Below are 19,580 nucleotides of genomic sequence, written 5' to 3'. Positions count from 1 at the left end.
GCGCGCGTCCACTGCCGCACGCCCCGGGCTCGCGCACGGCGCTCGGCGTGTTGTCCGTGGGGTGCGCCGGGTGTGCGCCCTCCGAGCGCGGCGCGACCGTCGCCGGACGCACCCCGCGTTCGCCCTCAGCGCCGGGCGTGTTCCCTGCCTCATGCGCCACGCGTTCACCGCGCGTCTCCGGCGTGGAGCCCGGCGTACGCGCCCCTTCCACGGCGCGCGCGACCCGTACCGCGTCCGCGGTGGCGCGTACCTCGTGGACGCGCACTGCCCACGCGCCGTTGTGCGCGGCGAGCGCGGAGACGGCGGCCGTGGCGGCGTCGCGCTCCCGGGCCGGCGGCGGTGCGCCCTCGGGGCCGGCGAGGACGCGGCCGAGGAACCGCTTGCGGGATGCGGCGACGAGCAGCGGGTGGCCGAGGGTGCGCAGGCGGTCGAGGTGGGCGAGGAGGGCCAGGTCGTGCTCGGCCTCCTTGGAGAAGCCGAGACCGGGGTCGACCACGATGCGGTCGGGGGCGATGCCGCCGGCCAGAACGGCCTCCACGCGTGCGTGCAGCTCGTCCACGACTTCGGTGACGACGTCGTCGTAGGTCCCCTTGACGTTGCCGCCCTGGAGGAAGCCGCGCCAGTGCATGACGACGAAGGGGGCGCCCGCGTCGGCGACCACCGGGATCATCGCGGGGTCGGCGAGGCCGCCGCTGACGTCGTTGACGAGGGCGGCGCCGGCCGCGAGGGACTGCGCGGCGACGGAGGCGCGCATGGTGTCGACGGAGACGACGACGCCTTCGGAGGCGAGGCCGCGGACGACCGGGATGACCCGCCTGAGTTCCTCGTCCTCGTCCACCCGGGTGGCGCCGGGGCGGGTGGACTCGCCGCCGACGTCGACCAGGTCGGCGCCCTCGGCGACGAGGTCCAGGCCGTGCTTGACGGCGCCGGTGGTGTCGAACCAGCGGCCGCCGTCGGAGAAGGAGTCGGGGGTCACGTTGACGACACCCATGACCGCGCACCGGTCCCATGCCGGAAGGCCGGCGACCCGGCCGCGCCCGCTGAGGTTGTTCATACGTTCAGCGTAGGCCCAGGAGCGCGCCGGGAACGCGCGGCGGCCCGGGCGGAAGCCCCGTGCTGGAGGGGGGCGCCCACCCGGGCCCGTCCTGGGACCGCACCGATCGGTCCTGCGGCCCGCAGGCCGTCGCGCACTGATCGGTCCGCGCGGACCGCATACCGTCCCGCAGGGCTCAGGCCGCGCGGACGTCCCGTTCCGCCACGGAGTGCGCGCAGGGGCGCTCGGCGGCCGCCCTGCGCCGGCGCAGGAAGCGCGGGAGCGGCAGGGCGAAGTTGACGAAGCCCTCCGCCTGCATGGCGGCGAAGCCGATGCGGGGCAGGTCGGCGCTGTTGCGGTAGACCACGAAGCGGGGTTCCCAGCGCGGCTGGAACTTGGCGTTGAACTTGTACAGCGACTCGATCTGGAACCAGCGCGAGAGGAACACCAGCAGCCCGCGCCACGCGCGCAGCACCGGCCCGGCGCCGATCTTCTCGCCGCGCGCGAGGGCGGAGCGGAACATCGCGAAGTTCAGCGAGACCCGGGTGATGCCGAACTTGGGGGCGGCCTGGAGGGCGGCGACGATCAGCAGCTCGTTCATGCCGGGGTCGGCGCTGCGGTCGCGGCGCATCAGGTCCAGCGAGACGCCGTCCGTGCCCCAGGGCACGAAGTGCAGGACCGCCTTCAGGTCGCCGTACTCGCCGGGCTCGTCGTCCTGCTTGTGGGCGGTGGCGATCAGGCAGTCGCCGTCGGCGGGGTCGCCGACGCGGCCGAGCGCCATGGAGAAGCCGCGTTCGGTGTCGGTGCCGCGCCAGTCCTCCGCCGCCCGGCGGATGCGCTCCAGTTCGGCCTCGCCGAGGTCACGGATGCGCCGTACCCGGGTTTCGTAGCCGGCCCGCTCGATGCGCTTGACCATTTGCCGTACGTTGCGCATCGCGCGACCGGCGAGCGAGAAATCCGCGACGTCCACCACCGCCTCGTCGCCCAGTTCCAGGGCGTCCAGGCCGGTCTCACGGGTCCACACCTCGCCGCCCGTCTCCGAACAGCCCATGACGGCGGGCGTCCAGGAGTGGGCCTTGGCCTCGTCCATGAAGCGCTCGATGGCGCCCGGCCAGGCCTCGACGTCGCCGATGGGGTCGCCGCTGGCGAGCATCACGCCGGAGACGACGCGGTAGGTGACCGCGGCCTTGCCGCTGGGGGAGAAGACGACCGCCTTGTCGCGGCGCAGCGCGAAGTGGCCGAGGGAGTCGCGTCCGCCGTGCTTCTCCAGCAGGGCCCGCAGCCGGGACTCGTCCTCCTCGGTGAGGCGGGCGGCCGGGTGCTCGGGGCGGAAGGCCAGGTAGATGGTGGTGACGGCGGTGATCCAGCCGAGCGCGCCGAGGGAGAAGGCGACGGTCCAGGAGGTGTTGCCCTGGTAGTCGACCGGGCCCTCGAAGCCGAACAGGCCGTAGACGACGTGCGTCAGCCGATCGGCCAGGCTCGGATCGCCGATGGTCCGGTGCGGGTGGACGCTGACGATGACGAGTCCGAGGACGAGGGAACCCGCGCTCATGAGTACGAAGTTGGTAAGAGCGCGCCACCTGCTGCGGGGGTCCGGCAGGGCCGCGAACTGGTCGCGATGGAGCAGCAGCGGCACGAGCAGCGCCACCGCGATGAGCACGCCGACGACCGAGTGCCGGTACGCGAACTGTGCCGCCGCGCCCGCCGGCAGCAGCGCGACCGCGGCCCGCCACGCCCGGCGCTTGCACCGTTTGAGACCGTGCGCGAGCAGCAGCAACAGCACGCCGGAGCTCAGCGAGAGCGCGGCCGCGAAGGGGCCGAACGAGCCCGGCAGCACCTCGGCGATGGCGTGCATACGGCTGTGACGGAAGCGCGGGAACACGCCCGCGGCAATGTCCAGGACGCCCACGAGAGCGGCCGCCCTGCCGACGAGGACGGGAACGGCCTCGGGGCGCGGGCCGCGCAGTATGCGCCGCGCCCGGCTGGATCGGCTCGGAACCCCGCCCGACATTTCCCCATCTATCCTGACAGACATCGCATCCCGTAGTTCTGCGAGAGACCTTGGACCCGGGCCCCTATCGGGCATCCGGCGACATTGCGCCCTCTAGGACGGTGTCTCGGGGAGAGAGGTTCACTCCCCACCGGAAAGTCGGGTCAAAGGCCAAGGAAAGCCCCGGGCAAGCCTTCGCAACGAAGCGTGGGTGGCGCCGGGCGGAAAGCGCAGGCAGGAAACAGCCCATGGGACTCACGAGCAACAAAGTGCTGATGCTGGCGATCGTCCTCGCCGTGCTGCTGTTCGTCTGCACGGTGTGGTTGTGGCCGCGGCTGGCCCGGCAGAGCTGGCGGGCCGTCAGCGGGCGGGTCGGCCTGCTGCTCACCACCCAGCTGGCGCTCTTCGCCTCGGTGGGCCTCGCCGCCAACCAGGCGTTCGGTTTCTACGCCAGCTGGGCGGACCTGTTCGGCCAGGAGAACGCCCCGGGCGTGGTCGTCGACCATATAGCGGGCGGCGCCGACAGTCCCATCCAGGTGGTCGCCACGTCCAAGGTCATCGGTGCGAGCAGCACGCTGCCGCAGGTGGCCGGGCAGGTGCAGAAGGTCGATGTCATCGGCCGTACGACCCACCTGTCCACGCCGGCGTTCGTCTATCTGCCCCCGGAGTACTTCCAGCCGAAGAACAGCGGGCGCAAGTTCCCGGTGTCCGTGGTCCTCACGGGTTACCCCGGCACGGCCGAGGCGCTGGTGAACAAGCTGAACTACCCCAGTACGGCTCAGGGGCTGGCCCGGCAGGGGAAGATGCAGCCGATGATCCTGGTGATGCTGCGGCCGACCGTGGCGCCGCCGCGCGACACCGAGTGCGTCGACGTTCCCGGTGGCCCGCAGAGCGAGACGTTCTTCGCGAAGGACCTGCGCGAGTCGGTGATGGCCCACTACCGGGTCGACAAGACGCCCGCCAGCTGGGGCATCGTCGGGGACTCGACCGGCGGTTACTGCGCGCTGAAGATCGCCATGCACCACCCGGGTTCCTACGCGGCCGCCGCCGGCCTGTCGCCGTACTACAAGGCGCCGATCGACCCCACGACCGGGGACCTCTTCCACGGCGACAAGAACCTGCAGAATCGATCCGACCTGTTCTGGACGATCAAGCATCTGACCGCGCCCGAGACGTCGCTGCTCGTCACCAGCAGCAGGGTCGGTGAGCACAACTACAAGGACACGCTCAAGTTCATCAAGAGTGTGCAGGACACGAACGTGACCAGGATTTCGTCGATCATCCTTCCCAGCGGCGGGCACAACTTCAACACCTGGCGGCGGGAGATCCCCGCCACGCTCCAGTGGCTCAGCTCGCGACTGGTCGCCCACTGAGCCTCCTGGCCTGATACCGCGTGAGGCCCAGGATGTGGCCGTGTTTTTACGGGGCGGGGGTCCACGATTCGCCTACGCGCGGTAAGTTTCTGGCCATGCCACGTGGACGCCACCGCCATTCACCACCTCTGCACCGGCTGTTGCCCCCGTCGGCGATCGCCGGCGTGTCCCTCGTCTGCGCGCTGGGTCCCTGGGTGTTCTCCGAGGCCACGGTGTTGCGCGCGCTGGCCGGGGCCGCCGCGGCCACGGCCGTGGTGGGCGCGTTCGTGATGCGTCGCTGGGACATCCATGCGGGCAAGCAGGTCGCCGACCTCACACGCGCGCGTGCCAGCGACGAGTGGCGGTACGAGGAGCGGGTCGCCGAACTGGAGACCGACCTGGAGGAGTCGCGCGAGCTGCGCACGAAGCTGGAGCAGCGGCTGCGCGCCAAGCGCACGGAGCTGGCCGGCCTGCGCAACGAGCACGCGGCCCTGCTGCGCCGGTACGCCACGGCGGAGACCGAGCGCGCGAGCGCGCTGGAGGGGCGCCGGCTGCTGGAGCTCGAGGCGGCCGTGCCCTCGTCCTCGCCCGCGCTGCCGCCCGCGCGCCGCGCCGAGCCGGACCTGGAGCCGGCCGAGGTGACGGCGACCGAGGAGCCCGCCGAGGCTGCTCAGACCGCCGAGGCCGGAGCGGACTCGGGGGACGGGCCGACGGCGTACGCGGTGTTCTCGCCCGAGGGCGCACAGCTGTACCGGCGGGCCCTCATGGCCCTGGCCGGGTTCGACGGCGAGGCCTCGCGTGACCCCGAGGACGCCGACAGGGGCGCCGAGGCTTCCGTGGACACGGCCACGCCCGCGGCGTCCGATGCGGCTGCCGTGGATACGGCCCCGGAGGCGCCGGCTTCCGAGACCGGTGAGGCCGACGCCGGTGCGCCCGACGCCGGTGAGACCGGGGCCGTCGCGGGTGCTGCAGCGATCGGCAAGGCGGATGTCCTCAAGGCCGATGTCTCCGACGCGGATGTCTCCGAGGCCGCTGTCCGCAAGGCCGCTGTCCGCCAGGCCGACGCGGGCGGTGCCGAGCCCGCCGCGCAGCCGGTAGGCGCTGCGGGAGACACCGGTGACGACGCGGCGGCGGACGGTGTCACGGACGCCGCCGGTGTCTCCGTGAGCGAGGCCGGTGCGCCGGCCGGCCAGGAGGACGAGGCACAGGGGCAGCCCGGGGCGGCCGGCGGGCACGCGCGCGCGGCCGCCGACCCCATGGCACCGGCCGAGCCCGCCCAGCCCGTGGCGCCGCTGCCCGCCGGGCACTTCACGGTGCCGACCGCGGTGGCCGTCGTACCGGCCGCGCCCACCCGGCGCCCGGCCGTCGAGGGCGGATTCGACTTCTTCGGCACCCAGAAGGACGCCCCGAAGGCCGCGCTGGACTCCGTGCAGAACGAGGATCTCGCCGACGTCGTCGGCCCGGAGGCCCTCGCGGTGCACAAGGCGGAGACCGAGGCCGCGTTCAAGGACGCCGACGCGCGGTCGGCCGGTGTCGGTCAGGTCATCGACCTGACCGCGCACGACGAGACCGAGCAGATCGACGTCCAGGGACTGCGCACCGCGGCTTCCTGAGACCGCACCGGTAGAGCCGTTCAGGCCCGGCTTCCCGCGCGGGGAGCCGGGCCTCATGTCATTCCGGCCTCATGTCATCCGGTCATCCAGCGGTCGGGGCGGGCGTCCCGGCGGCCCGTACGGGACCGCTCCGCCTGGTCGTGCAGGAGCCGTGCGGCCTCCCGCGCGTCCCGCAGACCGGCCGTCACGGTCTTGTCGGCCCCGGTGTCCACGTGGACGTCGGCGAGCCGCCAGAGACGCTGCCAGGGCCCCTGACTCAGCCGCACGCTCTGCACCTTGGCGTGCGGGACCAGCGAGAGCCGGCGGCGCAGCAGACCGTGCCGGGCGGCGAACACCGCACCGGTGACCGCGACGCGGCGCCCGCGCCACCACACCGGCACGCACCAGCGGGCCCGCCCGGGCGGCCGTGACAGCTCCTGAGGCACCGTCACCCCGGGCAGCACGCGCGCGAGGACCGCCTCGGCGACCGGGAGCGGAGCGACCGGTACCAGCACCGAGTTGGCGGACCCGGCCACGTCCAGTTCCACCCGCACCCATCCCAGTCCCCGCCACAGCAGCGGCTGCACGATCCGCACGGTCTGCACCCGGCCGGGCGGGACCGTCTCGTGCGTACGGTCGAGCAGCCCGTGGTCGATGCGCAGCCCGTCCGGCGACTCGCTCACCTTCCAGTCGAACTCGCCGGCGAACCGTCCCGCGCTGCTCGCGCCGGCCGCGCCGAACAGCGGCAGGGCGGTCGCGAGGACCGTCCACAGGTTGTGGGTGGTGAGCCACAGCACGGCCGGCACGACGAGCGCGGCGCACAGCGAGCCCCAGGTGGCGCCCGTCAGCAGCAGGGAGAGCGCCAGCGCGCGTGGGGGCACGCGCAGCAGCTCCTGCGCCGGAGCCTCGCCGACTTCGCGCGCCGTCTCGGGCGCGAAACCCGCCGCGCGCGCCAGCAGCTCCGCGCGCAGGGCGCGCGCCTCCTGCTCGCCGAGGAAGGCCAGCTCGTCCTTGTCGTCGGCACCGACGACGTCGATCCGCAGCTTGGCGACGCCCGCCACGCGCGCGAGGAGGGGGCGGGTGACGTCCACGGCCTGGATGCGCTCCAGCCGGATGTGCGCGGTGCGCCGGAACAACAGGCCGGTACGGATGCGCAGTTCGGTGTCGGTGACGGCGAAGTGCGTGAACCACCAGGACAGGAAGCCGTAGAGGCCGGCCACCGGCACCAGCACCGCGAGCCCCAGCAGCAGCGCGGTGGTGGTCAGCCGCGCCAGCTGCGCCTGCGTCCCGTTCGGGTCGTGCACCGCCCAACCGGCGACCACGGCGACCGGCGCCCACGCCCGGCGCAGCGGCGTGACGGGGTGCAGCCGGCGCTCGGCCACCGGCGCGGGCGCCGGTATCTCCGCGTCGTGGTCCGGGGCCGTCACAGGCCCGCCGATCGCGCCTCGCCCAGCTCGGTGAGCCGGTCGCGCAGCCGTTCGGCCTCGGCCGGGTCCAGGCCGGGGATGGTGGCGTCGGTCGCGGCGGCCGCCGTATGCAGCTGCACGGTGGCCAGCCCGAAGCGCCGCTCGAGGGGCCCGGAGGTCACCTCCACCAGCTGCATCCGCCCGTACGGCACCACCGTCTCCTCGCGCCAGAGGACACCGCGGCTGATCAGCAGGTCGTCCGCCCGCTCGGCGTACCGCCACGAGCGCCAGTTACGGCCCACCAGCCGCCAGCACCACGCGGCGCCGGCCACGGGCACCAGGGCGAAGGCGGCCCACGGGGGACCCACGAGCAGGCCCAGGAGCAGCCCGGTGACGACGGCGAGCGCCGCCGCCCACACCACCACGAGCAGCCGCCGCACCCGCATCAGAGCGGGCCGCAGCCCCCGCCACACCAGCTCGGCCCCCGGTGTCCCGGTCTCCTCCGGGCTCCCCGTTTCCATGCGGCCAGGGTACGTAGGGGAAACTGGGGCCATGACTCCTACGACGGAGACCACGGTCGGGATCGGCGGCGCCGCGGAAAGCACCGACATGGTGCTCAACATCGGGCCCCAGCACCCGTCCACGCACGGCGTGCTGCGGCTCAGGCTCGTGCTGGACGGGGAGCGCATCGTGCGCGCGGAGCCGGTGATCGGCTATATGCACCGCGGCGCCGAGAAGCTCTTCGAGGCGCGTGACTACCGCCAGATCATCGTGCTCGCCAACCGCCACGACTGGCTGTCGGCGTTCTCGAACGAGCTGGGCGTGGTCCTCGCCGTGGAGCGGATGCTCGGCATGGAGGTGCCCGGGCGGGCGGTGTGGATGCGCACGCTGCTCGCCGAGCTGAACCGGGTGCTGAACCACCTGATGTTCCTCGGCTCCTACCCGCTGGAGCTGGGCGGCATCACCCCGGTGTTCTACGCGTTCCGGGAGCGCGAGGTGCTCCAGAACGTCATGGAGGAGATCTCCGGCGGGCGCATGCACTACATGTTCAACCGCGTCGGCGGCCTCAAGGAGGACCTGCCGGCCGGGTGGACCGCACGCGCGCGTGCCGCCGTCGCCGACGTGCGCTCGCGCATGGACGTCTTCGACGACCTGGTGCTCGGCAACGAGATCTTCCGGGGGCGCACGCGAGGCGTGGGCGTCCTCACCGCCGAGACCGTGCACGCCTACGGCGTGAGCGGGCCCATCGCACGCGCCTCGGGCGTCGACTTCGACCTGCGCCGCGACGAGCCGTACCTGGCGTACGGCGACCTCCAGGACACCCTGAAGGTCGTCACCCGGAGCGAGGGCGACTGCCTCGCCCGCTTCGAGGTTCTGCTGGAGCAGACCCACAACGCGCTCGACCTCGCGGACGCCTGCCTGGACCGGCTCGCCGAGCTGCCGCCCGGGCCGGTCAACCAGCGGCTGCCGAAGGTGCTGAAGGCGCCCGAGGGGCACACGTACGCGTGGACCGAGAACCCGCTCGGGATCAACGGCTACTACCTGGTCAGCAAGGGCGAGAAGACGCCGTACCGGCTGAAGCTGCGCTCAGCCTCGTACAACAACATCCAGGCGCTGACCGAGCTGCTGCCGGGGACGCTGGTGGCGGACATGGTGGCCATTCTGGGCTCGATGTTCTTCGTGGTCGGCGACATCGACAAGTAGGCCGGCCCCAGGGACCGGGCCGGCTCAGGCGAGCGGGTCCGGAAATCCAACTAGAGGGTCCGGAATTCCAACCGGCTGGACCAGCCAGCCGAAGTCGCCGAGACCGCCGGGGGCGGTGAGTTCGGCGGCCTCTCCAGCGCTCGCGAGGGCGCGCACGTAGGCCGCGGGGTCCGTGGAGGCAAGGGCGAGCGGGGGGCGTGCGCCGGTGATGTCGAGGGCGCGGAGAGCGGCGCGCTGCGTGAGGAGGCGCGCGGGGGGCAGTGCTGGGCGGGAGGAGGGCTCCTGCGCTGTGCCGAAGGGCGTGTGCGGCGCGTGTGCCTCATGTGCCTCGTGTGCCGTGTCGCAGGGTGCCGGCGAGGGCGGGTGCGCCGTGGCAGCCGCCGCGCACGCGTCCAGCGCGACGTGCGCCGTGATGTCGCACGACCCGTCCGGCACCGGCGCCGTCTCGCGCCCCTCCCGGAAGCCGGTCAGCGTCCCGAACGGGGGACGCGTGCCGACGGTGTGCGCGTAGTCCACGGCCACCGCGAGCCCGCGCACCACCCGCTCCACCGCCCGCGCCCACGCCAGGTCCCGGGGCAGCCCGATCTCCGCGCGCAGCCCTTCCTCGGGCGGCAGCGGCCACCACCGGGCCAGCCAGTCCGCCTCCGCGCCCGTCACCGGTTCCCCGAGCCGTTCGGTGCCGTCGTCGGCGACGAGCACCAGCCGGGGCACACCGTCCGGGTCGACCTCGGCCACGTCCACGGGCACGTTGTCCAGCCACTCGTTGGCGAACAGCAGACCCGTGACGGCGGCCGGGGGCGTGTCCAGCCAGGTGATGCGTGCGTCCAGTCCGGCCGGGCGGTCGGCGAGCTCCACGGCGTACCCACGCGCGCGTGCCGCCACGTCGGCCGGCAGGGCGGCCAGCACCCCGGTGACCAGTTCGCCCCGCCCCGCGCCCATGTCGACGAAGTCCAGCACCGGCGGCCGCCCCAGCGCCTCGTCGACCCGGCACAGCAGCCGGGCCACGGCCCGCGCGAACAGCGGGGAGGCGTGCACGGACGTACGGAAGTGCCCGGCCGGGCCCTCCGGACGGCGGTAGAAGCCGCCGGGCCCGTACAGCGCCGCCTCGGTCGCCGCACGCCAGCCGCGCCGGCCGCGCCCGGCGCGCCCGCCGTTTCCGTCGCCGGGACTCCGTCCCGCCCGCCGTGCCGTCTCATCCGTCACCGGACCAGACTAGGCACACAGGTGATCACTTCCTCCACCTTGCGGAGTACGCGCCCCGGGCGCGGATCGGCCCTCCGGTTGACCCCTGCACGCATCCGGTTTCCCTACTCTGGGTTACGTGCAGCGCCTCTACGACTTCCTCCGCCGCCACCCGACCGGGGTCGACGCCTTCTGGGCCGTCGTCCTGTTCGGGCTGTCCGGAGCGGTCGTGGCGAGCATGAGCCTGCGGCCCGGCGCGCACCGCATGCCGCTCGCCGCGGGGATGGCCGTGTCCGCCGTCCTGTGCGCCGTCGTCGCGCTGCGCCGCCGCTTCCCGGAGCCGATGCTGCTGGTCGCCCTCGCGGCCGGCCTGGCCCAGCTGGTGCTGGACGTCGAGACGACCGCCGCCGACTTCGCGCTGCTGGTGATCACCTACACGGTGGCGGCGATCGGCGCACGCTGGGCCTCCCGGCTCGCGCTCGCCGCCAGCCTCGTCGCGGCGACCCTCGCGCAGCTCCGCTGGCCGGCCGAGCACAGCAGCCTCCTCGGGCAGACCGCCATAGTCGTCTTCCAGACGGTGCCCTTCGCGCTCGCCTGGGTGCTCGGTGACTCCATGCGCACCCGGCGCGCCTACTTCGCCCAGCTGGAGGAGCGCGCGGCCCGTCTGGAGAAGGAGCGCGAGGCGCAGTCCAAGGTCGCGGTGGCCGCCGAGCGCGCCCGCATCGCGCGCGAGCTGCACGACGTGGTGGCGCACAACGTGTCGGTGATGGTGGTGCAGGCCGACGGCGCCGCCTACGTCCTCGACGCCGCCCCCGACCAGGCGAAGAAGGCCCTGGAGACGATCTCCTCCACCGGCCGTCAGGCCCTCGCCGAGATGCGCCGCCTGCTGGGCGTGCTGCGCACCGGCGAGCACCAGGAGAGCGGGGAGTACGTCCCGCAGCCCGACGTCGACCAGATCGACGAGCTGATCGAGCAGTGCCGCAGCTCCGGACTCCCGGTCGACTTCAAGGTCGAGGGCACCCCGCGCCCGCTGCCGAGCGGCGTGGAGCTGACGGCGTACCGGATCGTGCAGGAGGCACTCACCAACACCCGCAAGCACGGCGGGCCCAACGCGGGCGCGAGCGTCCGGCTGGTCTACTTCGACGACGGGCTCGGGCTGCTCGTCGAGGACGACGGCAAGGGCGCGCCGCACGAGCTGTACGAGGAGGGCGGCGCCGACGGCCAGGGGCACGGCCTGATCGGTATGCGTGAACGGGTCGGCATGGTCGGCGGCACCCTGGACGCGGGCCCGCGCCCGGGCGGAGGATTCCGCATCAGTGCCCTGCTCCCGCTCAAACCGGCGCACTGACGCGGCCGCACGCGTCTGGTTGACACCTGTAACACCGGTACCACCGAATTCCGACCGAAAGAGGCCCGATGACGATCCGCGTGATGCTCGTCGACGACCAGGTGCTGCTGCGCACCGGGTTCCGGATGGTGCTCGCCGCCCAGCCGGACATGGAGGTCGTGGCGGAGGCGGGTGACGGCGTCGAGGCCCTGCAGGTGCTGCGGTCCACGCCGGTCGACGTCGTCCTGATGGACGTCCGCATGCCCAAGCTGGACGGCGTCGAGGCCACCCGGCGGATCTGCGCCGAGCCCGACCCGCCCAAGGTGCTGATCCTGACCACCTTCGACCTGGACGAGTACGCCTTCTCCGGGCTGAAGGCGGGCGCCTCCGGTTTCATGCTGAAGGACGTGCCGCCCGCTGATCTGCTCGGCGCGATCAGGGCCGTGCACAGCGGTGACGCGGTCGTGGCGCCCTCCACCACCCGGCGCCTGCTGGACCGCTTCGCGCCGATGCTGCCGGCCACCGGCAAGGAGCCGCAGCACAAGGAGCTGGAGCGGCTCACCGACCGGGAGCGCGAGGTGATGGTGCTGGTCGCGCAGGGCCTTTCCAACGGTGAGATCGCGGCCCGGCTGGTGCTCAGCGAGGCGACGGTGAAGACCCACGTGGGCCGCATCCTGACCAAGCTCTCCCTGCGCGACCGGGTGCAGGTCGTGGTGCTCGCCTACGAGACGGGACTGGTCCGCGCGGGTGGCCACGGCTGAGACAGACGCTGCCGCCCGCTCCCGTACCCACGGCCGGGACCGGCCCTGCCACCTGCTCCCGGTGCCTTGGCTGGGACCGGACTGGGGCGGCTGCTCCCGGTGCTGTGGCTGGGGCCGGGTTGGGGCGGCTGCTCTTGGTGTCGTGGCTGGGGCCGGGTTGGGGCGGCTGCTCTTGGTGTCGTGGCTGGGGCCGGGTTGGGGCGGCTGCTCCCGGGTGCCGTGGTTCGGACTGGGCTGGGGCGGCTGCCCCGGCGCCACGGCTCGCACCGGCTGCGGTGGCGGGTGCCGGCGCGTCCATGGCGCTCCGGGGCCCGGTCGCGCCGGGGGCCCCGCGGACCCATGGCTGCGACCGGCACTGTCGGCTGCCCGGCCCGGATACGGCCAGCACTGACCCCTGTCGGCCGTCTCCCAGGCACCCTGGCACGCGCTCTCCCGCCTGCCCCGCTGGCGCCCTCGCACTGGCCCTCCCGCCTGCCCCACGGGCACCCTGGCACGCGCCCTCCCCGCCTGCCCCGCGGAATCCCTGGCACGCGCCCTCCAGCCTGCCGTGGTCACGGCCGAGCGGCACCGTCACCGGCATGACCACCGGCCCCCGGGGTCAAGGCTGACGCCCGCTGCGGTGAGGGGCCTCAGCGCAGGACGCCCTCGATGAAGTCGCTGCCCAGCCGGGCCACCGCCGCCAGGTCCAGCTGGTGCTGGACGTACCGGCCCCGGCGGCAGTCGGTGATCAGGCCCGCCTTCTTCAGCACCGCCAGGTGCCGGGATATCTCGGGCGCCGACATGCCGTGTGCGTCGGCCAGTTCGCTCGTGGTGTGCGGGGCCCGCGCCAGATGCCGGCACAGCCGCATCCGCACCGGGTGGGCCAGCGCCTCCATGCGGCGGGTGAGCTGTTCGACGGACGGGGCCTGCGGGCGGGAGCCGCTCGCCGGGTAGGTGATCGTGGGCTGCCAGCCGTACCGGTGCAGGACCATCACGTGCGGCCAGCCGAGGCTGGTCGGGACGAGGACCAGCCCGCCGTCGCCGGTCGCGGTGCGGCCCACCAGGAGTTTGTCGACCGTGATGAGCGCGGCCTCCTCGTCCAGGGAGACGGCCCCGGACAGGGCCGCGAGCGCCTCCCCGAGGCCCTTGCGGCGCAGCAGCTCGGTCTTGTGCCGGGCGTCGGCGGCGAGCTGCGGCTGGAGACGGGCCCAGGTGTCGGCGAAGAACGCCTCGTCGCAGTCGAGCATCAGCTCCCGGAACCAGGCACGGACGGCGGGCGGGTCCTCCAGCAGCCGGCGCGTGAACCGCTCCTGCACCACACCGCGCGCGGCGGCCAGTTCCAGCGAGCGGCGGCGCAGCTCCGGGTCCTCGAGCGGGCCGGGTTCCCGGACGTCGTAGCGCAACTGGCAGGTGAACTCCAGGGCCGCCGTGACGAACTGGTCGTCCGCCAGTTTGTCGAGCAGATCCAGTTCCTCGGCGAGGGTGGCGGCGGGGAGCGCGCGGCCGCCGGGGATGCCCGCGAACGGGGCGAAGACGTCGGAGAACGTCGTACGCCACAGGAAGTCGGCCTCGCACAGCCGGTCCGCCAGGCAGGGGTCCAGCCGGGAGGAGACGGCGGTCGCCCAGCCCTGCAGGCCGGGGTGGTGGCCGGGCTCGCTGAGGGCGTGCAACGCCATCCCCAGCTCCGCCAGCGGAGAGGGCACGACGACAACCCGCTCCAGCGGCAGTCCGGTGATGTCGATGGTCACGCTCATGCCCTCCATCGTGCACCCGGCCACTGACAGAGCCGCCGTGGATTGACGGCAGGTGTCAATCCACGGGACAGCCGTCCCGGCCGGCAGCAGGCTGGAGGCACCGGGGCAGCCGCGGAGCCCGGCCGGACACCCGTCCGTCACCGACCAGTTCACGTCCCGAGAAGGCGATCCGTCATGAGCATCACCCAGCAGTACCTCCTGGACGGTTACCGCGCCCGCGTGCTCGGCGAACCGGAGCCGCCCGCGCCCGGCCGGCACGACGCCGGCCTGGTCCGCGAACTGCTCGACCACCGGCGCTTCCACGCGGTCATCGCCGGGCGCCCGGCGCGAGGGCGCGTGCGGCACGCCCTGCGCCGGTGGCTGCGCGCCTTGTGATCACCCCGTGGGCAGGCGCTCCACGAAGTCGGCGACGGCCGCCCGTACGTCGTCCGCCGTCCACTCCAGGCCCGGCGCGCGCACGGCGACCTCGCTGAAGGACAACCCGGGACCGCGGCGGTCCCAGGGCACGGCGAAGAGGTAGGTCCCCGTCTCCTCGGCCTGGCGCACCGCCGCCTCCGTCAGGACGTCCGGGTCGTACGGCAGCCAGACCTGGAAGTCGTGGGTGTGCGGCTCCTCGGGGTGCACGCGCGCCCACGGGACCCCCGCCGCCGCGAAACCCTCCCGCAGCGCGGCGGCGACCACGCGCGCGTGCCGCACGTAGTCCGGCAGCCGGGGCAGCTCGCGCTCCAGACCGGCGAGCGCCGACAGCGCGGTGGGGAACTGCTGGAAGACCATGCCGCCGTACCGGTGCCGCCACGTCTTCGCCTCGTCCACCAGCGTCTTCGGACCGGCCAGCGCGGCGCCGCCGAAGCCGTCGAGGGACTTGTAGAACGACACGTAGACGCTGTCGGCCAGGTCCGCGATCTCCTTCAGGGACCGGCCGAAGTGGACGGTGCACTCCCAAAGGCGCGCACCGTCGAAGTGCACCACCGCGTCGCGCTCCCGCGCGGCCCCGACGACCTCGGTCAGCTCCTCCCAGGTGGGCAGCACGAAACCGGCGTCCCGGAGCGGCAGTTCCAGCATCAGCGTGCCGAAGGGCTCGTCGAAGTCGCGTATCTCGGCGGCGGTGGGCAGCCGGGGCTCGCCGGTCACGCGCACCGGACGCAACCCGCTGACCTCGCTGAAGGCATGCCGCTCGTGCACCTCCGGGTGGGCCAGGGCGTGCAGGGCGACCGCGCGGTTGCCGGTGCGGCCCGCCCAGCAGCGCAACGCCACCTGCTGGGCCATCGTGCCGGTCGGGAAGAACGCGGCGGCCTCCGTGCCGAGCAGGGCCGCGACCCGTTCCTCCAGGTCGGCCACGATCCCGTTGCCGTAGATGTCCCCGTGCCGGTCCAGGTCGTACACCTCGGGTGCCGCTTCCTGGAGAGCCGCCAGCCGCTCGCGGATCGTGCGCTGGAAGCCCGGGCGCGACAGCACACGCTCCGCCTTCGCGAAGGCGCCCCGGCGCCGCTCCCGCATCCGTTCCCGTTCGGACTGCGCCGTCTGCTGTCCGTCGCTCGGTTCCGCCGTGTCAGTCATGGGCGGATCATGCCGCGCGGGTGCCCGCCCGGGCAGCCGGATTTCTGCGCACGCACGCGTGGCGACTTTCTGCGCACGCACGCGTGGCGACGCTGCGAGCCGAGGCGCGGCCGGGGCACCGGTCGGACACGCGACTGCGGCCCGTACACGTGGCGTAACCCACAGCCTGTGGACAACCGATCGGCGCCGGACCGAGATAGCGTTAACATGACGAGAAATCGTCCGGTACCCAGAGCGGACTGGAACGGGAAGGCCGCCGTCGCGTGAGTACAGTCCACCAGCAAGACCTCAAGGACCGCCCAGCGCGGCTCACCGTCGGCGTCGTCGGCGCCGGCCGCGTGGGCCCCGCGCTCGCCGCGTCCCTCCAGCTCGCCGGGCACCGCCCGGTGGCCGTCTCCGGCGTCTCCGACGCCTCCCGGCGGCGTGCGGAGACCATGCTCCCGGATGTGCCGCTGGTGCCGCCCGCCGAGGTCCTGCGGCGCGCCGACCTGGTGCTGCTCACCGTCCCCGACGACGTCCTGCCGGGCCTGGTCACCGGTCTCGCCGAGACCGGTGCGGTACGGCCCGGCCAGCTGCTCGTGCACACCTCCGGGCGGTACGGCGCGCGCGTCCTCGACCCCGCCCTGCGCGCGGGCGCGCTGCCGATGGCCCTGCATCCGGCGATGACCTTCACCGGCACGCCCGTGGACGTCCAGCGGCTCGCCGGCTGCTCCTTCGGCGTCACCGCGCCCGAGGAACTGCGCCTGGCCGCCCAGGCCCTCGTCATCGAGATGGGCGGCGAGCCCGAGTGGATCAGCGAGCAGAACCGCCCGCTCTACCACGCGGCCCTCGCGCTCGGCGCCAACCACCTGGTGACCCTCGTCGCCCAGTCCATGGAGCTGCTGCGCACGGCGGGCGTCGAGGCGCCCGACCGGATGCTCGGCCCGCTGCTCGGCGCCGCCCTGGACAACGCGCTGCGCTCCGGTGACGCGGCGCTCACCGGGCCCGTCGCGCGCGGCGACGCCGGCACGGTCGCCGCGCACATCACCGAGCTGCGCAGGCACGCCCCGCAGACCGTCGCGGGCTATGTCGCGATGGCCCGCGCGACCGCCGACCGGGCGCTCGCGCACGGCCTGCTGAAGCCCGAACTCGCCGAGGACCTGCTCGGCGTGCTGGCCGACGGCACCGGCGGCACGCCCGGCCCGGGCGGCACGAACGGCACTCACGGCACCGAGGGGAACGACCGATGACCACCGCCCTGCTGAGCACCGCCGACGAGCTCCACGCGCGCGTGCGCCGCGGCCGCCGCGCCGTCGTGATGACCATGGGCGCCCTGCACGAAGGCCACGCCACCCTCATCCGCACCGCGCGCGAGATCGCCGGACCGGACGGCGAGGTCGTCGTCACCGTCTTCGTCAACCCGCTCCAGTTCGGCGCCGGCGAGGACCTGGACCGCTACCCGCGCACCCTCGACGCCGACCTGAAGATCGCCGAACAGGCCGGAGCGGACGCGGTGTTCGCACCCTCCGTGGACGAGGTCTACCCCGGCGGCGACCCCCAGGTCCGGATCACCGCCGGCCCCATGGGCGAACGCCTGGAGGGCGCCTCGCGCCCCGGCCACTTCGACGGCATGCTGACCGTCGTCGCCAAGCTGCTCCACCTCACCCGCCCCGACGTGGCCCTCTACGGCCAGAAGGACGCCCAGCAGCTGGCCCTGATCCGGCGCATGGTGCGGGACCTGAACTTCGGCATCGAGATCGTCGCCGTACCGACCGTGCGCGAGGAGGACGGGCTCGCCCTGTCCAGCCGCAACCGCTACCTCTCCCCGGACGAGCGCCGCACCGCGCTCGCGCTGTCCCGCGCGCTGTTCGCGGGCCGTGACCGGCACGCCGCGCAGGAGGCGCTGCGCGCGCGTGCCCGCGAAGTGCCCTCCACGCACGCGCGTGCCGAGGCGCTGAGCGCGCTCGGGGAGTCCCGCGCGGCCGCCGACGCGCACGCGGTCGCCACGGCGTCCCCGGGCGGCCCGGCGGCCGTCCGCGCGGCCGCCCGCCAGGTGCTGGACGAGGCCGCCCGCCTGGTCCCGCCGCTCGAACTGGACTACCTCGCACTCGTCGACCCGTCCGACTTCACCGAGATCGGCGACGACTTCACCGGCGAGGCCGTCCTCGCCGTCGCCGCCCGGGTCGGCACGACCCGGCTGATCGACAACCTTCCCTTGACCTTTGGAGCCGCCTCGTGACCAGCACAGGCACCAGCACCGGCATACGACTGCACGCGCCCGCCCCCGGCTGGGCCATCTCCGCGGACGTGGTCGTCGTCGGCTCCGGCGTGGCAGGCCTGACCGCGGCCCTGCGCTGCCAGGCCGCGGGCCTGACGACGGTCGTCGTCACCAAGGCCCGCCTGGACGACGGCTCCACGCGGTGGGCCCAGGGAGGCATCGCGGCCGCGCTCGGCGAGGGCGACACGCCCGAGCAGCACCTGGAGGACACCCTGGTGGCCGGCGTGGGCCTGTGCGACGAGGAGGCCGTACGGATCCTCGCCACCGAGGGCCCCGACGCGGTACGGCGGCTGATCTCCACCGGTGCCCACTTCGACACCGACGACGAGGGCGACATCCACCTCACCCGCGAGGGCGGCCACCACCGGCGCCGGATCGTGCACGCGGGCGGCGACGCGACCGGCGCGGAGGTCTCCCGGGCGCTCGTGGAGGCGGTACGCGCGCGTGGGCTGCACACCATCGAGAACGCGCTGGTGCTGGACCTGCTCACCGACGCCGAGGGCCGTACGGCGGGTGTCACGCTGCACGTGATGGGCGAGGGCCAGCACGACGGCGTGGGCGCCGTGCACGCCCCCGCGGTGGTGCTCGCGACCGGCGGCATGGGCCAGGTGTTCTCCGCGACCACCAACCCGTCGGTGTCGACCGGCGACGGCGTGGCGCTGGCCCTGCGCGCGGGCGCCGAGGTCAGCGACCTGGAGTTCGTGCAGTTCCACCCGACGGTGCTGTTCCTCGGCCCGGACGCCGAGGGCCAGCAGCCGCTGGTCTCCGAGGCGGTGCGCGGCGAGGGCGCCCACCTGGTCGACGCCGACGGGGTGCGCTTCATGGTCGGGCAGCACGAGCTGGCCGAGCTGGCGCCCCGGGACATCGTCGCCAAGGGCATCCTGCGGCGGATGCTGGAGCAGGGCGCCGAGCACATGTACCTGGACGCCCGGCACTTCGGCGCCGAGATGTGGGAGCACCGCTTCCCGACCATCCTGGCCGCCTGCCGCGCCAACGGCATCGACCCGCTCACCGACTTCATCCCGATCGCCCCGGCCGCCCACTACGCCTCCGGAGGCGTGCGCACCGACGCCCGGGGCCGTACCACCGTGCCGGGCCTGTACGCGTGCGGCGAGGTCGCCTGCACCGGCGTGCACGGCGCCAACCGGCTCGCCTCCAACAGCCTCCTCGAAGGCCTCGTGTACGCCGAGCGGATCGCCGCCGACATCACCGCCGCGTGGGCGGAGAACGGCCTCCACGCGCGTGTGCCCGTGCCGGTCGAGCACCCCGAGACGCCCGCGCACCCGCTGCTCGCCCCCGAGAGCCGGTTCGCCATCCAGCGGATCATGACCGAGGGCGCCGGCGTGCTGCGCTCCGAGGAGTCCCTCGCCCGGGCCGCCGAACAGCTGCAGCGGCTGCACACGGAGGCCCGCGACGCCCTGGAGGAGAACGGCAAGACCGCCGAGCCCGGCGTCGACACCTGGGAGGCCACCAACCTCCTGTGCGTCGCCCGCGTCCTGGTCGCGGCCGCGCGGCTGCGCGAGGAGACCCGCGGCTGCCACTGGCGCGAGGACCGCGCCGAGCGCGACGACACCCAGTGGCGGCGGCACATCGTCGTACGGCTGAACCCGGACCGGTCGCTGGCCGTGCACACCACCGACACCGCAGACTTCCCCCCTACCCGGTAACACCCAGCGCCCCAGGAGC

15 protein-coding genes and 1 pseudogene are annotated in these 19,580 nt (G+C 73.9%); 9 read left to right on the top strand and 7 right to left on the bottom strand.

Annotated features, from left to right (window positions below):
• Window positions 1-163: 163 nt before the first annotated feature.
• Together folP and ABB07_RS17310 are read right to left on the bottom strand one after the other, a co-directional pair.
• Window positions 164-1,054: pseudogene (gene folP / locus ABB07_RS17315) on the bottom strand (dihydropteroate synthase); the annotation flags it as partial.
• Window positions 1,055-1,229: 175 nt separating this feature from the next.
• Window positions 1,230-3,044 (bottom strand): phosphatidylglycerol lysyltransferase domain-containing protein, encoded by a 1,815-nt coding sequence (locus tag ABB07_RS17310; RefSeq protein ID WP_208899551.1) that lies wholly within the window; start codon window positions 3,042-3,044, stop codon window positions 1,230-1,232.
• A 227-nt stretch (window positions 3,045-3,271) separates the two neighbouring features.
• On the opposite strand from ABB07_RS17310, the gene ABB07_RS17305 reads away from it, so the two are divergent.
• Window positions 3,272-4,396: an alpha/beta hydrolase gene (locus ABB07_RS17305; protein ID WP_208896711.1), complete on the top strand. Its 1,125-nt coding sequence runs from the start codon at window positions 3,272-3,274 to the stop codon at window positions 4,394-4,396.
• A gap of 95 nt (window positions 4,397-4,491) precedes the next feature.
• Entirely contained in the window at window positions 4,492-5,988 is a 1,497-nt protein-coding gene (locus ABB07_RS17300) for a hypothetical protein (RefSeq protein ID WP_208899550.1), read from the top strand.
• A gap of 74 nt (window positions 5,989-6,062) precedes the next feature.
• Here the strand turns inward: ABB07_RS17300 and ABB07_RS17295 are convergent, their stop codons facing one another.
• Window positions 6,063-7,394: a PH domain-containing protein gene (locus tag ABB07_RS17295; protein WP_208899549.1), complete on the bottom strand. Its 1,332-nt coding sequence runs from the start codon at window positions 7,392-7,394 to the stop codon at window positions 6,063-6,065.
• The gene (locus ABB07_RS17290; protein WP_208899548.1) at window positions 7,391-7,894 is read right to left on the bottom strand and encodes a PH domain-containing protein; all 504 of its coding nucleotides are present in this window, start codon (window positions 7,892-7,894) and stop codon (window positions 7,391-7,393) included. Before ABB07_RS17290 ends, ABB07_RS17295 begins: the two co-directional genes overlap by 4 nt.
• A gap of 31 nt (window positions 7,895-7,925) precedes the next feature.
• Here ABB07_RS17290 and ABB07_RS17285 point away from each other — a divergent pair, with 31 nt between their 5' ends.
• Window positions 7,926-9,077: an NADH-quinone oxidoreductase subunit D gene (locus tag ABB07_RS17285; RefSeq protein ID WP_208899547.1), complete on the top strand. Its 1,152-nt coding sequence runs from the start codon at window positions 7,926-7,928 to the stop codon at window positions 9,075-9,077.
• 24 nt (window positions 9,078-9,101) lie between these two features.
• Here the strand turns inward: ABB07_RS17285 and ABB07_RS17280 are convergent, their stop codons facing one another.
• On the bottom strand, window positions 9,102-10,280 hold the full coding sequence (locus ABB07_RS17280; protein WP_208899546.1) for an SAM-dependent methyltransferase: 1,179 nt from the start codon (window positions 10,278-10,280) through the stop codon (window positions 9,102-9,104).
• Window positions 10,281-10,398: 118 nt separating this feature from the next.
• On the opposite strand from ABB07_RS17280, the gene ABB07_RS17275 reads away from it, so the two are divergent.
• Together ABB07_RS17275 and ABB07_RS17270 are read left to right on the top strand one after the other, a co-directional pair.
• Window positions 10,399-11,607, top strand: coding sequence for a sensor histidine kinase (locus tag ABB07_RS17275; protein WP_208899545.1), 1,209 nt, complete (start codon window positions 10,399-10,401; stop codon window positions 11,605-11,607).
• A gap of 68 nt (window positions 11,608-11,675) precedes the next feature.
• Entirely contained in the window at window positions 11,676-12,347 is a 672-nt protein-coding gene (locus ABB07_RS17270) for a response regulator transcription factor (protein ID WP_208899544.1), read from the top strand.
• A gap of 629 nt (window positions 12,348-12,976) precedes the next feature.
• Here ABB07_RS17270 and ABB07_RS17265 read toward each other — a convergent pair.
• The gene (locus ABB07_RS17265) at window positions 12,977-14,080 is read right to left on the bottom strand and encodes a DUF5937 family protein (RefSeq protein WP_208899543.1); all 1,104 of its coding nucleotides are present in this window, start codon (window positions 14,078-14,080) and stop codon (window positions 12,977-12,979) included.
• Between the two features lie 174 nt (window positions 14,081-14,254).
• Here ABB07_RS17265 and ABB07_RS17260 point away from each other — a divergent pair, with 174 nt between their 5' ends.
• Complete coding sequence (locus ABB07_RS17260; protein WP_208899542.1) at window positions 14,255-14,455, top strand: hypothetical protein; 201 nt, start codon at window positions 14,255-14,257, stop codon at window positions 14,453-14,455.
• On the opposite strand, the gene ABB07_RS17255 is transcribed toward ABB07_RS17260, so the two are convergent.
• Window positions 14,456-15,637 carry a threonine aldolase family protein gene (locus ABB07_RS17255; protein ID WP_208899541.1) on the bottom strand — a complete coding sequence of 394 codons (1,182 nt, stop codon included), beginning with the start codon at window positions 15,635-15,637 and terminating at the stop codon, window positions 14,456-14,458.
• A 263-nt stretch (window positions 15,638-15,900) separates the two neighbouring features.
• Here ABB07_RS17255 and ABB07_RS17250 point away from each other — a divergent pair, with 263 nt between their 5' ends.
• The 3 genes from ABB07_RS17250 to ABB07_RS17240 are packed head-to-tail and all read left to right on the top strand — an operon-like array spanning window position 15,901 to window position 19,561.
• Window positions 15,901-16,866, top strand: a complete 966-nt coding sequence (locus tag ABB07_RS17250) for a Rossmann-like and DUF2520 domain-containing protein (protein WP_208899540.1) — start codon at window positions 15,901-15,903, stop codon at window positions 16,864-16,866.
• Window positions 16,863-17,855: a pantoate--beta-alanine ligase gene (gene panC, locus ABB07_RS17245; protein WP_208899539.1), complete on the top strand. Its 993-nt coding sequence runs from the start codon at window positions 16,863-16,865 to the stop codon at window positions 17,853-17,855. Before ABB07_RS17250 ends, panC begins: the two co-directional genes overlap by 4 nt.
• Window positions 17,852-19,561, top strand: a complete 1,710-nt coding sequence (locus ABB07_RS17240; RefSeq protein WP_208899538.1) for an L-aspartate oxidase — start codon at window positions 17,852-17,854, stop codon at window positions 19,559-19,561. Before panC ends, ABB07_RS17240 begins: the two co-directional genes overlap by 4 nt.
• The last annotated feature ends 19 nt before the right edge of the window (window positions 19,562-19,580 follow it).

The organism is Streptomyces incarnatus (assembly GCF_001027185.1).
Classification (GTDB): Bacteria; Actinomycetota; Actinomycetes; order Streptomycetales; family Streptomycetaceae; genus Streptomyces; species Streptomyces puniciscabiei.
The sequence above is the reverse complement of the archived record's forward strand: the minus strand, read 5'-3'. Positions and strand labels throughout refer to the sequence as shown.